Here is a 14,045-nt window from a genome sequence, read left to right as displayed (position 1 = left end):
TGCGGGGGGCGGTGCTGCTGGTCGGGATGGTGCTGCCGGTCGGTGCGGTGCTGGTCGGGGCCGTGCTGCCGATCGGTGCGGTGCTGATCGGGGCCGTGCTGCCGGTCGGTGCGGTGCTGGTCATGCGTGGCTCCCTGCTCGGGTCGTGAGGGTGGCGGTGGTACGTGCCTCGTCCCAGGTGGGCTGGGCCCCAGCGCTGTGCCGGGTCGTCGTCGGTGTCGAGGGAGGTGGCGGCGCCGTGCCCGCGGGCCCGCGCGAAGATGTCGCCGAGCGCCCGGGCCGGCCGCGGCATCAGGAAGAACGATCCGGCGTGTACGTGACGGGCGTCGGCCGATCACGAGGAGGTCGAAGGAGCGGGGCACGGGCACCTCCGGGGCGGGGCGGGGGTTGCGGCTGTGGCCGGTCGAGGGGACCGGTACGGGCGAGGGACCGGTCTACCCCTTCAACCCGCTCGACGTCAGTGACTGGATGAAGGTCTTCTGCGCGAAGAGGAACGCCACCAGCACCGGCAGCACCGTGAGCACATTGCCCGCCATGATCGCCGACCACCGGTTGTGGTGCTGCCCCTGGAAGGTCGTCAGCCCCAGCTGGAGCGTGTACTGGGTGTCGTGGTTGATGGCGATGAGCGGCCAGGTCAGGTCGTTCCAGGTGGTCAGGAAGGTCAGTACGGCGACGGTGGCCAACGCGGGGCGGGCCAGCGGCAGGACCACGGAGTACAGCACCCGCAGCCGTGAGCACCCGTCGATCCAGGCCGCCTCCTCCAGTTCCCGGGGCAGCGCCAGGAAGAACTGCCGGAAGAGGAAGACCGCGAACGGCGTGACCAGGGACGGCACGATCAGCGCCCCCAGCGTGTCGATCAGCCCCAGGTTCTTCATCACCAGGAACGTCGGGATCATGGTGAGCTGGAACGGGATGACCATGGTCGCCAGCATCAGCCCCAGCAGCAGCCGCGACCCGGCGAACCGCATCCGGGCGAAGGCGTAGCCGCCCAGCGAACCGAGCAGCAGGTTGGAGAGGACCGCGGTGACCGCGACGATCGAGGAGTTGGCGAACCACCGCGGGAACATCGCGTTGCCCAGCACGTAGTCGTACCCGTCGAGATCGATGCCGGACGGCCACAGCGACGGCGGGAAACGGTTGATCTCCGCGTTGCTCATCACCGAACTGAGCACCAGCCACACCAGCGGCAGCGCGAAGCCCAGCGACAGCGGCGCGAGCACCAGGTGCCAGGCGCTGAAGGGCAGCCGCCGGCGCCGGGCGGGGCGTCGTGGCGCGGCGGTTCCGGGCGGGTCCGAGGTGCCGGACGCGCCTGCGGTCCCGGGCGGCACGGCCGCGGGCGCGCTCAACGGACCGCTCCGTCCGGCGCGGCACCCGGCCGGCGCCGCCGGTACAGGCGCAGGGCGGTGCCCACGACGAGCAGGGCGACCGCGAGGACGTACGCGGCAGCGGCACCGTATCCGGCGGTGAACATCTGGAACGCCTGCTCCCATACGAAGTAGACGATGACGGTGGTCGACCCGAGCGGGCCGCCCTTCGTCGTGACGTAGATGAGGTCGAACACCTGGAGCGCGGTGATCAGTTGCCACAGCAACAGGAAGACGGTCACCGGCGTCAGCGAAGGCAGCTTGATGTGCCACAGCACCCGTAGCCGGCCCGCGCCGTCCAGCCGCGCCGACTCGATCAGTTCCGGCGGCACGTCCTGGAGCGCGGCCAGGTAGACGACGACGCAGAAGCCGGTCCCGCTCCACAGCGAGATGAGCACCAGCAGGTACAGCGCCTGCCCGGGGTCGGAGAGGAAGCCCTGCGGGGACACGCCCAGGTGGTGCAGCAGAGAGTTGGCGACCCCGAACTGCGGGTCGAGGATGAAGAAGAACAGCACACCCTGCGCCGCGGCCGAGATCACGAACGGGATGAAGATCAACGTCCGGTAGAGGCCGATCAGCCGGATGCGGCGGTTGAGCGCCAGCGCGAGGGCCAGTCCGCCGATCAGGCTGAGCGGCACGTACAGGCCCGCGTAGACCAGGGTGTTCTCCACCGCCGTACGGAAGCCCGGGTCCCGCGTCAGCGCGTGGTAGTTGTCCAGGCCCACCCAGCGCCCCGGCGTGACCAGGTCGTCCGCCCGGAAGGAGAGCAGCAGCGACCAGACGACGGGGACGATGCTCAGACCGAGGATGATCAGGACGGCCGGGCTGATGAAGGCCCAGGCGGTGGCGTTCTCGCGGCGGGCACGGGCGGCGAGGCTGCGGGGGCGGCGGGTGGCGCGGGGGCCCGGAGGCCGGCCCGCGGGGACTTGGCCGACGCCGTCGCGGTGCGGGTTCAGGGTGAGGGGGCGAGGGGTCGTACGGAGGGGGAGGGGGCGGGGGAGGGCTTGTGTCGTATGGCTGGGCTCCGTACGGTCCGGTCTCGCGCAGTTCGGGTGCGTATGGCCCGGTTCCTTACGGCCCGGTTCCGTACGGTCCGGATCCGTACGGCCCGGTTCCGTACGGTCCGGATCCTTACGGCCCGGATCTGAACGGATCGGGTCCGTACGGCCTGGCTCCGTACCGTCCAGTTCCGTACCGTCCAGTTCCGTACCGTCCAGTTCCGTACCGTCTGGTTCCGTACCGTCTGGTTCCGTACGGCCCCGCGCCGCCCGGTGGGCCGCCCGAAGTTCTGACGGCATGGCACCCTCGGCACCCTCGGCACCCTCTGCACCCTCTCCCGCCCGGCCGTGTCCGGCCGCCGCCTCGTGGGCGTCCTCCGGTCTCATCGCGGGATCAGCAGGGCCGCGTCGGCTTTCTCGGCGCAGGTGCGCAGCGCCTCGGCGGGCGAGCTGCGCCCCAGCAGCACCGCCACGATCGCCTCACCGACGGCCTGCGAGATCTGCGGATAGGCCGGGTGGACGGGCCGGACCCGCGCGGTGTCCAGCGCCTTGGTGAACACCGGCAGCCCGACCGTCCCCGCCGAGTGCCGCCGCCATTCCGGGCGCGCGGCCGTCGCCTTGCTCAGCGGCAGGCTGCCGCCGTCCATCGCCCACCGCACGTCCTGCGCCGGGTCGCCCAGCCAGCGCAGGAACTCGACCGCCGCCCGGGAACGTTCCGGCCCGTTGTCGAAGACGGTCCAGGTGTCCGGGCCGGAGATCGTGCAGGGCCGGCCGCTGTACGTCGGCGGTGCCACCACGGCGTAGTCGACCTTGCCTTCGATGATGTCCGGCAACTCCCACGGCCCGGTGGCCATCATGCCCATCCGGCCGCCGATGAAGACCTGGTGCATCTGCTCGCTGCCCGGCTTGGGGTCGATGTAGACGCTCTTGTCGGCGGCGAGTCGCGCCAGGGTGCCCAGCGCCTGCTCCCCGACGTCCCGGAAGCCGATGCTGTGCCCGTCCGGGGCGATGACCTCGCCGCCGAGGTCCCACACCAGCGGCCACAGCCGCCACACGGTGTCCTCGTCGCCGGTGCCGGGCCAGCTCGTACCGAAGGTGCCGCGGCGCGGATCGGTCAGCAGGCGAGCCGTACGCACGAAGTCGTCCCACGTCCAGCCCGCCTTGGGGTAGGGCACCCCGGCCTGCCGGAACAGCGTGCGGTTGTAGACGACGCACAGGGAGTCCAGCAAGGCGGGCGCGGCCCGTACCTGGCCGTTGAGTTGGACCGCGGCACGGACCGAGTCCCAGAACTGCGGCCAGTACGCGGTGCCGCGCAGCGCGTCGTCGAGATCGACGGCGCGAGGACTGCGAGCCACTCGGGCCAGGTCGGCCCCGAAGACGTACGCGATGTCCGGGTACGAGCCCGCGGCCAGCGCCGCCGTCACCTTCTGCAGCATGGCGTCGGCCACCACCCCGCCACCCCCGGCGTCGACCCGGATGCGCGACTGCCTGCGGTTGAAGTCGTCGACGAGCGACTGCATGGCCTTGCGGCCGGTGTCGGCCTGGCCGTGCCACAGTTCGACGGTGATCCTGCCGTCGGCCCCCACGCTGCCGGCGGCCGAGGACTGGCAGGCACCGAGAAGCGGCGCGCCCGCGACGCCGGCCGCCAGCGCGGCGCCGGTGTGCAGGAGGCGGCGCCGGGTCGGTAAGGCCAGTAAGGCCCGTAAGTCTGCCGAGCCCGTGTCCCCGCCGGTTGCGTCGCGCATCAGCGGCCACCCCCTCGAAGAACCGGTCCAAGGTTCCGCACAACCGTTTGCGCCCGCCCTCGCGGCCCCCGAACCGGACGGCCGGGAACCCTCAGCAGCTAACCAGCAGGCAGCGACTCAGTGCAATGGTGCTGCGGCGGCGCAGTGGTGCTGGGGCGGCGGCTGGGACACTGGCGCCCCGCTCGTACGTCAGGGGGCAGCGCCACCAGGTTCTTGCCGAGTACGGGTGCCGAAACCCTGCTCTGTGAAGGGCTGTTGTTCCTGTTCAGGCCGGTCACCACCGGCGCGGTGGGCGGCCTGGGCGGCGGTTCCGTGTAGGTGAAGCCGCCCGGAGCGCTGTTCCCGTTACGCCCCTTCTGTCACCCTGTGGGCCCATGGTCTGTATCCGGCCGGGCCGCCGCACGCCACCAGACGCGCAGCGGCCCGACCACCCGGAACCCGTTCGCCACCGCTGCCTCCAGGTCGGCGCCGGACTCGTAGCCGACGACCGGCAGACCGGGCCATCGGGCGGTCACAGCGGAGACGCAGCCGGCCCAGGTGTCCCGAGGGCCGATGCCCACAGCCGCGGCTCCGGGGGCGGTGAAGACGTTGGACAGGCCGACCACTTCGCCGCTGAGGGTGGCGATGGCTCCGGCCAGGATGTTGCCGCTGGTGCTGGTGCTGGTGCTGGTGCTGGTGCTGGTGTTCGGGCTGGCGCTGGGATCGGTGTCGGCGGGCCGGGCGCGCAGGAAGTGGGTGGCGTCGTCCGCGAGCAGGTCCGGCCGGAACGGGCCGTGATCGCCCGGTTCCGCTCCCCACGCGGCGGCCCAGTCGGACAGGTCACCGGGCGTGGTGACCACGTCCCAGGCCATCCGGCGCGCGCGGGCTGCTGCTGGTGCTTGGGCCGGCCGGTGGATCCAGTGGGCCTCGAAGAGCACCTCGAAACCCGCCGACCTCAGATCCAGGCACGCGAAACTGTCCTTGACCGAGCAGCCGGGGGAGGCCGTGTCGATACGGGCCAGAAGCCCTGCGGCGGCATCGACGGAAGTACCGAGGCGATGTGTCAGCGTCACGGCGTCCGGGTAGAGCGGGGGAGTACGGCGGGGGCTGGTCCAGGCGCCGTCGCCGAAGTCGCCCCGCAGGCCGTGGGCGCGGCAGACCGCATCGCACCACTCGGCGTTGTTACGAGCTGCCGCACGCACCCAGGCAGCGCGCTCGGTCACGTCCGCCACGGCTGCGGTGGCCCCCGGATCGTTCATGCGCCGATCATGGCATGCGGGCAATTTCTGCTCACTGCCTTTACGTTGCCGCGGCCGCGACCGCGACCGCGACCTCCCGCTCCGTGTCAGAGCGGATCGCTAGCCTGTCAGGCATGAATCAGAGAAACGGTGATGTCACCGCGCACGACGGCCAGATCGACGGAATCGACCGTATCGACGGCACCGACGGCACCGACGGCACCGACGGCTACGAGGTCAGGCCCGGCGTCCCGACGGCCGACACGTACCGGCGACTGCGCCGGGCGACCGGCCTCGGCGCCAAGTCGGCCGAGGGCGCGGCGATCGGTCTCCCGAACACCTGGTACGGCGTCACCGTGCACGCGTCGCCGGGGCTCGCGGACGGCGCAGACCCCGTCGGCATGGGCCGGATCATCGGCGACGGCGGCTGCTTCTTCCAGATCGTCGACATCTGCGTACTGCCCCAGCACCAGGGCCGCGGCCTGGGTAAACGCATCATGGCCGCGCTCACCGCCGAACTGGAGCGCCGCGCACCGGCGGGCGCCTACGTCTCCCTGATCGCCGACGGCGACGCCCGTAACCTCTACGCCAAGTTCGGCTTCACCGAGACGGCCCCGGCCTCGGTAGGCATGGAGTTCACGCCCCGCCCGGCGGGCTGAGCACGGCCCGCCCACGCCGGCGCCCGGCCATGATTACGACCTCAACGGGGCAGGCGGCACAGGCGAGTCGGCCGACGCAGACAAACCAGGCAGAGCTGGCGAGGGAACCGAAGCAGCAGACCGGTTCAGCAGAACCAGCAACTCACCGTGCAACCCGCGCGGCGCGACGAGGAAACCGGGTGCACCGGCCTGCCACGGCCGGCCCGTCGTGTCGGAGACGACGGCTCCCGCCTCGCGGGCCACCAAGGCGCCGGGCAGCAGATTGGCGTCGTCCCGGCCGTACTCCCAGAACGCGTCCAGCCGTCCCGCCGCCGTGTCGGCGATCTGCCACGAGGTGGGGCCCAGGTTCCGCACGGCCCCCACGGCGGGCAGCACGGCGGTGAGCGACCGGCCGGCTGCCGCCACGGCCGCGAGCTGCCCCGCGGCGAAGGGCGGATGGCTGGTGCCGACGAGGGCCGCCTCCAGCCGGGTCCGGGTCGACGGGGTGATCCTCTCGCCGTTGCGGGTGGCACCGTGCCCGGCGGCGGCGAGATACGTCTCGCCGAGCAGCGGCGCGTGCAGGGCCGCGGCCACCGGCTCGCCGTCCCGCACCAACGCGAGGCTGACACAGAAGTACGGCAGATCCTGCATGAGCTGCACCGCGCCGTCGATCACGTCCACCATCCACACGTCCCCCTCCGCAGGCAGCTCGGAAGCCGGGGCGGCGCTCGGGCTCCGGTCGTCGTGCAATTCCTCGGCCCAGGGGACGCCGGGCAGCAGCGCGTCCAGATGGCGTCGCATGAGGCCGACGGCCGGAGCCTCCAAGGCCAGGTAAGCGGCGGCCAGTTCCTCCATGCTGTCCGCGGGCGCGGCGGCACGGTGCGGAGTGGTGAGCAGGAGCGCACCGACTTCGTGGGCGGCGGCCGCCATCGGGGCGAGCAGGGACGCGTACGTCATGAGCTTCTCCATGTGAACGGCAGACCTTTCCCCGGCACCAAGGGCAGCGGCCCTCGTTCGACGCCGGGACTGGTGGATGCCGTCGATCCTGCGCCGAGAAGGCCACAACCGGACTCTCCCTTCGACCAGAGTGAGCGAAACTGTCTCCCATGCCCCAAAAACCGAGCGATCCCGCCCCTTCACCCACTTCTTCGCCCTCGCACACTCCCTCGCGCACCCCCTCACCCGTCCTCGGGCTCCGAGACCAGCGCCTGATCGCCGCGCTGCAGTGCGACGGGCGGCTGAGCGCCGAGCGGGCCGCCGAGGTTCTGGGGGAGAACCCCCGTACGGTGCACCGCCGCTGGCAGGCACTGACCGGCGACGGCACGATCAAGGTGATCGCCCAACCCGTGCGCCCCGACTCGGTCGGTGCGCTGCTGCTGCGCATCAAGGTGCTCAAGGGAAAACTCGACGCTCTCACCGCCGCCCTGGCCGCCCGCCCGGACATCCCTTTCATCGATGTGTCGGCCTCGGGCGACGAGATCTCCGCGGTCGCGTTCACCGAACCGGGATCTTGTGACCGCCTGGTGTTCCGGCAGTTGCCGGCCACATCGGCGGTGGCGTCCGTGTCCGCGGCCACCGTGCTGCACGTGTTCTCCGAGGCTTCCGACTGGCGCCACGGCGTGCTGACCGCCGAGGAACGCGCCGCCCTGACCCCGGCACCCGGCCCTCCCGCCTCCGCATCCGCTTCCCTATCCGTACCGCCTGCCGCTTCCGGTCCTGGGCCCGGCCCTGGTCCCGGCCCCAGAACCGGAGGCGACTTCGATGCCGTCGACACCGACATCCTGGCCGCCTTGAGCGACGACGCCCGCACCCCGGCGGCGGCGATCGCCACCCGGACCGGGCATCCCGCCTCCACGGTCCGGCGGCGCCTCGCCCGCCTGATGGCCGACGGCCGGCTCAGCACACAGGTGGCGGTGGACCCCAGGCGCTTGGGCCTGTTCATCGACGCCAACGTGATGATGCAGGTGCCCCCGGATCATCTGGACGCCGTGGGCCGCATCCTGGCCCGACACCCCGCCGTACACGGCGCGTTCGCCACCAGCGGCACCGCGAACCTGCACGCCGCCGTCTGGCTGCCGGACCTGGCCGCCCTGTACCGGCTGATCACCGACGACCTGACGGGCCTGGGCATCGCCGGCGTCGAAACCGTCATCGTCGGCCACGCGGTCAAACGCCCCGGCAGATGACCCGCCCCCCGAACAGCAACAACCATCGGACTGCATTGGCCGGCACCGGCCGACGCCGAAAGGCCGCTCGACGAAAGCAGATACGCGGCTTACCATCGGCGCCGACGGCATCGCGTGTCGGTCACCGACCGGGTGAGGCATGGAGGTGTCCGTGAGTTTGCCTTACGGAGGCATTCCACAGTGTCAGTGCAGTTGAACCACATCATCATCCACTCCCGGGACAACCGGGAGTCCGCCACCTTCCTGGCGGACATCCTCGGGCTCGAAATCGGTACGGAGTGGGGCCCCTTCCTCCCGGTGGACACGGCGAACGGTGTCACTCTGGACTTCGCCACGATCCCGGCGGAGTCGATCACCATGCAGCACTACGCGTTCCTCGTCAGCGAGGACGAATTCGACACCGCCTTCGCGCGGATCCAGCAGGCCGGCCTCACCTACTACGCTGACCCGCACGGGAAGCAGCCGGGGGAGATCAACCACAACGACGGCGGACGTGGCGTCTACTTCTTCGACCCGGCGGGCCACGCGATGGAGATCATTACCCGCCCGTACGGAGGCGGCGCCCCCGAAGAAACGTCGGGCGCCCCGGAAGAGGCACAGGGCAGGGCGGCAGAGGTATCGGACGGCGCCGAAGCGACCTCCTCAACCTGAGCGGCACCCGGCCGCAGCCCCGCCGGGGGAACATTGACCCACCCAGGCACCTGAGCCCGTGACGGGGACGGGCGCCCGCGAAAACGATCCGCGGGCGCCCGCCCGTCGGCCCCGCCCGTCGGCCCGGCCCGACGGTCCCGCACGACGGCCCGACTCCCTCCCCCCTTTCCCCTCCCCCCCGCCCCACCCACCCCCGCGCCGAGTGCGCCCAACCGTGTGCGTCGGAACGACAGCCCCGTGCCCTGCCTCCGTCTCATGCAGGTCCGTACGACAGTCCCCGTGCCCCGCCCCTTCCTGCCCGCATCCGTACGACAGCCTTGCCTGCCCCCGTCTCATGCACGTCCGCAGGTCAGTCCCATGCCCCACCCCGTCTCATGCACGTCCGCAGGTCAGTCCCAAGCCACACCCCGTCCCATGCACGTCCGCAGGTCAGTCCCAAGCCCCACCCCATCTCGTGCGCGTCCGCACGACAGCCTCGCGCCCCGCCCCGCCCCACTCGCGCACATCCGCCGTGATGGCTCCGTGCTCCGCCTCCCCCTGTCGCGCGTCCCGCAGTTCGGTGGTCAGCCTTGCCTGACCGTGATGGCTCCGTTCGTCGTGGTGAGGTCGAGCCGGTAGGCGCCGGCCGGGTCGTTGGGCACGTCCAGGGTTTTGTGGCCGTTGTCGGTCTCGGCGGCTATTCGGTAGCGGTGGGGCTGCCCGCCTGGCACGGTGAGACTGATCGCTCCGTTCGACGTCTCGGCCCGGACGTTCTGCGGGGACTCCGTGACGAGGTCGATGGCACCGTTGCTGGTCCGCGCCCGCGTTCCGTCTCCCTTCAAGCCGCGCCCGTAGATCCGGCCGTTGGAGGTACGGACGTCCACCGCGCCACTCACACCGTTCAAGTTCACCGCGCCGGAACTGGTGGTCATGTGTACCGAACCGACCTCCGAGAGGTTCACCGCTCCGGACGAGGTTTCCCCTGTCACCGGGAGGCCCGCCGGCACGACGACCGTGTAGTGCACCGAGCAGTCGTCCCCGCAGCCGCCGAGCAGCAGCACACCGTTCTCCACGCGATGGCTCGCCTTCTCGGGCCGCTCGCCCCGATACCGCAGCTCACGGTGGACCGACACCGTGTCGAGGGACTTCTTGCCGCGCAGGGTGAGGCCACCCGAACCGCTGTCCAGGCGTATGGACTTGATGTCGGTGGAGTGCTCGGCATCGTCCTCGTACGTGGAGCGGTCCGTGAGCTCGCATGCGCCGAGCCCGGTCACAGTGATACCGGCCAGCGCGACGGCCGCGAGGACTCGGAGATGACGACGCACGGTTTCCCCCTTGGTTCGGTGCACGGCGCGCCGCGCACCGGTCGCGTGCGCGTGCGGTCGCCGCGCCCTTCGGTGCAACGATCTTCAGGTTAGAGCGCCGTCCACAGCCGCGACCATGAGGAAAACCCCCGCTTTCACCTGCGGAACTCCACAGTGCCGCGGGGAGACGCTCCTGCCGTCTGCCGTCTGCCGTCTGCCGTCTGCCGTCTGCCGTCTGCCGTCTGCCGTCTGCCGTCAGCCGTCAGCCGTCCGCACCGAGCGCCGTCAGGTCCAGCCCCCGCAGCCGTTCCGGATCCGCGAGGATGTCGATCGCGACGATCTTCCCGCCCACGACGGTCAGGCCCATCACCGACAACGGCGCCCCGTCCACGACCGTGACCACCCCCGCGGCCCCGTTCACCAGCGCGTACCGCGCACCGTGCGCGGTACGCCGGAAAGCGAGCGCCCGTCCGGCCACCTCGTGCGCACCACGAACGGTCCTGGCCAGCCCCGGGAACCCGGCGCCCGTGTCGGCACGGAGCACCACGTCCGGATCGAGGACCGCGAGCAACGCCTCGAAATCACCGTCGCGTGCGGCGGTGAGGAAGGCGTCGACCACCTCGCGCTGCCGGACGAGACCAGAGTCGGGCACGGCAGCCGTGTTCCGCACCCGGCGGCGGGCCCGGCTGGCGAGTTGCCGGGCCGCGGCCGGAGTGCGCCCGACGACGGGCCCGATCTCGTCGAACGGCACTCCGAACATGTCATGCAGGACGAACGCCAGACGTTCGGCAGGCGCCAGTGTCTGGAGCACCACCAACAGGGCGAGCCCGACGGCATCGGCCAGCAGCGCCTGTTGCTCCGGATCGGTCCCGTCCGTACCGCTGCCGCCACTCCCGCCGCCGACGGTGGCGCTGCTGATGACGGGGTCGGGCACCCGTACGTCGAAAGGCTCCTCGCCGCGCGCCGTACGCGTCCGCAGCAGATCCAGGCACACCCGGCCGACGACGGTCGTCAGCCAGCCACCGAGGTTCGCCACACCGCTGACGTCGGAGCGGCTGAGCCGCAACCAGGCTTCCTGCACGGCGTCGTCCGCCTCGCTCAGCGAACCGAGCATCCGGTACGCCACCGCCCGCAGATGCGCCCGGTGCTCCTCGAAGCGCTTCGCCAGGAAATCTTTCTCGTCCACCTGTCACATTCTCCCGTCGTGTTCCGTCAGAACGATGACGAACCGTTGCCCCTCGATGTGACGGACCGCCCCGCAGGACAGGAGACATGACCATGCAGAGCACCCAGAGCACCCAGAGCACCCAGAGCCCCCAGGACGCGCAGGGCACACAGGATCCGCAGGGCTCGCAGCCCCCCGTGCAGGCGCGGATCTCGAACCCGGCCGTGCTCCTCCCCGGCGTCACGGAATCCGTCCTCGCCGTCCTCAAGTCGGTCAAGAAGGCCGGTGTCCCGCAGGCCACGCTCGACCTGGTCCACCTGCGGGCGAGCCAGATCAACGGATGCAGCTACTGCGTGCACGGCGGCACGTTGCAGGCTCAGAAGGCCGGTGAGCGTGACGAGCGGCTGCACACCGTGGCGGCGTGGGCCGACGCGCCCTTCTTCACCCCGGCCGAGCGCGCCGCTCTGGCGCTCACCGAGGCCGTGACCCGGCTCAGCGACCGTACCGACCCGGTGCCGGACGCGGTCTGGAACGAGGCCGCGGCGCACTACGACGAGCGGCAGCTCGCCGCTCTGGTGCTCATGATCGGTATGACGAATTTCTTCAACAGGGTCAACGTCAGCACCCGGCAGGTCGCGGGCGCTGCCTGGTAAGGACCCGCCGACCGACCCGCCGACCGGGCTCGCCGACCGAACTGATCGGCCGGGCCCGGCGGCCGGGTCAGCCGAAACGGATGTGCTTGACGCTCGTCCACGTACGGCGCAGCCGCCCGCGGAGCGCGCTGTCGGTGTCGGGGGCCAGCTCCAGCCCGGCCGAGGCGGCGATACGGTCGGCGACCTGCGCGACCGTACTCCGGTCGGTCCACACGTGCTCGCTGAACTCCGGCCCGCGCAGCCGCTCCAGACAGTGGTCCAGCTTCGACACGGCGAAGCTCTCCCGCCGCAACGGAGTGTCCTTGCCGGCGACGAACCCCACGACATGCCCGAAGCCGCGCTCCCGCAGCCGCCGCAGCACCGTCCGCCGGTCGGCGAGCAGGGCGAAGTGCCGGACATCGTGGCCACGGTCGCGCAGCCGGCCGACAATCTCGTCGAAGTAGGACGTTTCCACGAGCGTCATCGGGGCGATCACGGTGCCCGGGTGCTTGGTCAGGGCCAGGTCCAGCACCTCGTGGACGCCCTGCCGCCAGGCCGGAAGGTCCTGGAAGTCGCCCCGCAGGGCCGGCGGCGTCATCCGGTGCAGGCCGAAGCCGACGTGCTCGGGGTCACAGATGACGCTGCCGGGGAGCCGGCGCTGGATCTCGTGCGCGGTCTGCGTCTTGCCGCCGCCGAACGGGCCGTTGATCCACAGGAGCATGGGCGGCACTCTACGGGTACGGGCTCCCGCAGAGCGAGGGCACTCCACCCCACACCCCGCTCCCCACACCCCACACCCGTAACTCCGCCCCCTCAGGGCGCCGCCGTGAACACCAGGCACGCATTGTGCCCCCCGAAGCCGAAGGAGTTCGTAAGGGCGGCGGACAAGGCGCCCTTCCGCGGCTCTCCCGTGACGACGTCGAGGCCGACCTCCGGGTCGAGGGTGTCGACGTTCTGCGTGGCAGGGACGACACCGTCGCGTACGGCGAGGATCGCGGCGAGCGCGCCCGCCGCTCCGGCCGCCCCGAAGAGATGGCCGGTCATCGACTTGGTCGCGGTGACGGACGGATGGGTCCCGATGGCCTCCGTGATCGACCGGGCCTCCGCGAGGTCGCCCAGAGGCGTGGACGTCGCATGGGCGTGCACATGCTCGATGTCGCGCGGGGACAGCCCGGCGGCGGACAGGGCCAGCCGCATCGCGCGGACCTGCCCCTCGGGGTGCGCGGCCGTGATGTGGTGGGCGTCCGAGGTGACGCCCGCGCCCGCGAGGGTGGCGTGCGCGCGGGCCGCGCGGGCGGCGGCGAAACCGGCACGTTCCAGAACGACCACGGCCGAACCTTCGCCGATCACGAAACCGTCCCGGTCGACGTCGAACGGGCGCGACGCCAGCTCCGGCTCGTCGTTGCGCGTCGAATGCGCCTTGGCCTGGGCGAAGCCCGCCAGCGGCAGCGGGTGGACACACGCCTCGGCCCCGCCCGCCACCACCACGTCCGCCCGGCCGAGCCGGATCAGGTCCAGACCCATCGCTATGGCCTCGGCGCCGGAGGCACAGGCGCTGACCGGGGTGTGGGCGCCGCCGCGCGCTCCCAGTTCGATGCTGACCCAGGCGGCAGGGCCGTTCGCCATCAGCATCGGGACAGTGTGCGGGGACACCTTCCGTACGCCGGACGTTTCGAGTACGTCGTCCTGGCCGAGCAGGGTGAGCGCGCCGCCCGTACCCGTACCGATCACCACGGCCAGCCGCTCCGGATCGACGGCCGGCGCGCCCGCGTCGGCCCAGGCCTCGCGGGCCGCCACGAGCGCGACCTGTTCGCACCGGTCCATGCGCCGGGCCTGCACCCGGTCCAGGACCGTACCGGGCTCGACCGCGAGCCGGCCCGCGATCCGTACCGGCAGCCCGGCCGCCCACTCCTCCTCGATGGCGCTGATGCCGGACCGCCCGGCCAGCATGGCGTCCCAGGTGGAGGCGGCGTCTTTGCCCAGCGGCGTGGTGGCACCGAGCCCGGTGACCACCACGTCCTCGGTGACGGTACGCATGAGATGAACCCCCTGTGCCATCAGATGAACCCCCTTTGTCGCATGGAGACAACTTCCCGGACCGCGTCAGGCCGGGAAATGATCAACTCGATGCTCACTCTGTCAGGGGGTTACTGAGGTGGCAGGTGG

Annotated in this window: 12 protein-coding genes and 1 pseudogene; 4 read left to right on the top strand and 9 right to left on the bottom strand. The window is 71.5% G+C overall.

Features of this window, described 5'->3' with window-relative positions; translation table 11 throughout:
• Positions 1-434 precede the first annotated feature (434 nt).
• The 4 genes from JXZ78_RS30225 to JXZ78_RS30210 form a co-directional block, all read right to left on the bottom strand.
• The gene (locus JXZ78_RS30225) at positions 435-1,346 is read right to left on the bottom strand and encodes a carbohydrate ABC transporter permease (protein WP_030017674.1); all 912 of its coding nucleotides are present in this window, start codon (positions 1,344-1,346) and stop codon (positions 435-437) included.
• A complete protein-coding gene (locus tag JXZ78_RS30220) occupies positions 1,343-2,320 on the bottom strand; it encodes a carbohydrate ABC transporter permease (RefSeq protein ID WP_033037046.1) in 978 nt (325 codons plus the stop codon). The genes JXZ78_RS30225 and JXZ78_RS30220 overlap by 4 nt, the downstream gene beginning before the upstream one ends.
• 425 nt (positions 2,321-2,745) lie before the next feature.
• Positions 2,746-4,107, bottom strand: coding sequence for an ABC transporter substrate-binding protein (locus JXZ78_RS30215; protein WP_050502026.1), 1,362 nt, complete (start codon positions 4,105-4,107; stop codon positions 2,746-2,748).
• 359 nt (positions 4,108-4,466) lie between these two features.
• Entirely contained in the window at positions 4,467-5,345 is an 879-nt protein-coding gene (locus JXZ78_RS30210; RefSeq protein WP_050502025.1) for a hypothetical protein, read from the bottom strand.
• Positions 5,346-5,458: 113 nt separating this feature from the next.
• Here JXZ78_RS30210 and JXZ78_RS30205 point away from each other — a divergent pair, with 113 nt between their 5' ends.
• On the top strand, positions 5,459-5,983 hold the full coding sequence (locus JXZ78_RS30205; protein WP_078623947.1) for a GNAT family N-acetyltransferase: 525 nt from the start codon (positions 5,459-5,461) through the stop codon (positions 5,981-5,983).
• Between the two features lie 33 nt (positions 5,984-6,016).
• Here JXZ78_RS30205 and JXZ78_RS30200 read toward each other — a convergent pair whose 3' ends face one another.
• Positions 6,017-6,919, bottom strand: coding sequence for an inositol monophosphatase family protein (locus JXZ78_RS30200; RefSeq protein ID WP_063726014.1), 903 nt, complete (start codon positions 6,917-6,919; stop codon positions 6,017-6,019).
• 149 nt (positions 6,920-7,068) lie between these two features.
• Between JXZ78_RS30200 and JXZ78_RS30195 the strand changes: the two genes are divergently transcribed.
• Together JXZ78_RS30195 and JXZ78_RS30190 are read left to right on the top strand one after the other, a co-directional pair.
• Positions 7,069-8,148 carry an AsnC family transcriptional regulator gene (locus tag JXZ78_RS30195; RefSeq protein ID WP_078623946.1) on the top strand — a complete coding sequence of 360 codons (1,080 nt, stop codon included), beginning with the start codon at positions 7,069-7,071 and terminating at the stop codon, positions 8,146-8,148.
• A gap of 180 nt (positions 8,149-8,328) precedes the next feature.
• Positions 8,329-8,706, top strand: a pseudogene (locus tag JXZ78_RS30190) (VOC family protein); the annotation flags it as partial.
• A gap of 656 nt (positions 8,707-9,362) precedes the next feature.
• Here JXZ78_RS30190 and JXZ78_RS30185 read toward each other — a convergent pair.
• Positions 9,363-10,103: a DUF4097 family beta strand repeat-containing protein gene (locus tag JXZ78_RS30185; RefSeq protein ID WP_030017325.1), complete on the bottom strand. Its 741-nt coding sequence runs from the start codon at positions 10,101-10,103 to the stop codon at positions 9,363-9,365.
• 241 nt (positions 10,104-10,344) lie between these two features.
• Complete coding sequence (locus JXZ78_RS30180; protein ID WP_030017323.1) at positions 10,345-11,268, bottom strand: sigma-70 family RNA polymerase sigma factor; 924 nt, start codon at positions 11,266-11,268, stop codon at positions 10,345-10,347.
• Between the two features lie 176 nt (positions 11,269-11,444).
• On the opposite strand from JXZ78_RS30180, the gene JXZ78_RS30175 reads away from it, so the two are divergent.
• Positions 11,445-11,900: a carboxymuconolactone decarboxylase family protein gene (locus JXZ78_RS30175; protein WP_030017322.1), complete on the top strand. Its 456-nt coding sequence runs from the start codon at positions 11,445-11,447 to the stop codon at positions 11,898-11,900.
• A gap of 67 nt (positions 11,901-11,967) precedes the next feature.
• Here the strand turns inward: JXZ78_RS30175 and JXZ78_RS30170 are convergent, their stop codons facing one another.
• Both JXZ78_RS30170 and JXZ78_RS30165 read right to left on the bottom strand, forming a co-directional pair.
• Positions 11,968-12,600 carry an AAA family ATPase gene (locus JXZ78_RS30170; RefSeq protein ID WP_030017321.1) on the bottom strand — a complete coding sequence of 211 codons (633 nt, stop codon included), beginning with the start codon at positions 12,598-12,600 and terminating at the stop codon, positions 11,968-11,970.
• Between the two features lie 92 nt (positions 12,601-12,692).
• Entirely contained in the window at positions 12,693-13,916 is a 1,224-nt protein-coding gene (locus JXZ78_RS30165; RefSeq protein WP_030017320.1) for a beta-ketoacyl-[acyl-carrier-protein] synthase family protein, read from the bottom strand.
• Positions 13,917-14,045 lie beyond the last annotated feature (129 nt).

Source organism: Streptomyces monomycini (assembly GCF_022271435.1).
GTDB classification, from domain to species: Bacteria; Actinomycetota; Actinomycetes; order Streptomycetales; family Streptomycetaceae; genus Streptomyces; species Streptomyces monomycini.
Note: the sequence above shows the minus strand (reverse complement) of the source record. Positions and strands in the feature narration are given on the sequence as shown.

Coding starts and splice junctions, on each gene's coding strand:
- JXZ78_RS30215 (WP_050502026.1), bottom strand. CDS start 4,107: ATGCGCGACGCAACCGGCGGGGACACGGGCTCGGCAGACTTACGGGCC.
- JXZ78_RS30165 (WP_030017320.1), bottom strand. CDS start 13,916: ATGCGTACCGTCACCGAGGACGTGGTGGTCACCGGGCTCGGTGCCACC.
- JXZ78_RS30205 (WP_078623947.1), top strand. CDS start 5,459: ATGAATCAGAGAAACGGTGATGTCACCGCGCACGACGGCCAGATCGAC.
- JXZ78_RS30195 (WP_078623946.1), top strand. CDS start 7,069: ATGCCCCAAAAACCGAGCGATCCCGCCCCTTCACCCACTTCTTCGCCC.
- JXZ78_RS30210 (WP_050502025.1), bottom strand. CDS start 5,345: ATGAACGATCCGGGGGCCACCGCAGCCGTGGCGGACGTGACCGAGCGC.
- JXZ78_RS30200 (WP_063726014.1), bottom strand. CDS start 6,919: ATGACGTACGCGTCCCTGCTCGCCCCGATGGCGGCCGCCGCCCACGAA.
- JXZ78_RS30170 (WP_030017321.1), bottom strand. CDS start 12,600: ATGCTCCTGTGGATCAACGGCCCGTTCGGCGGCGGCAAGACGCAGACC.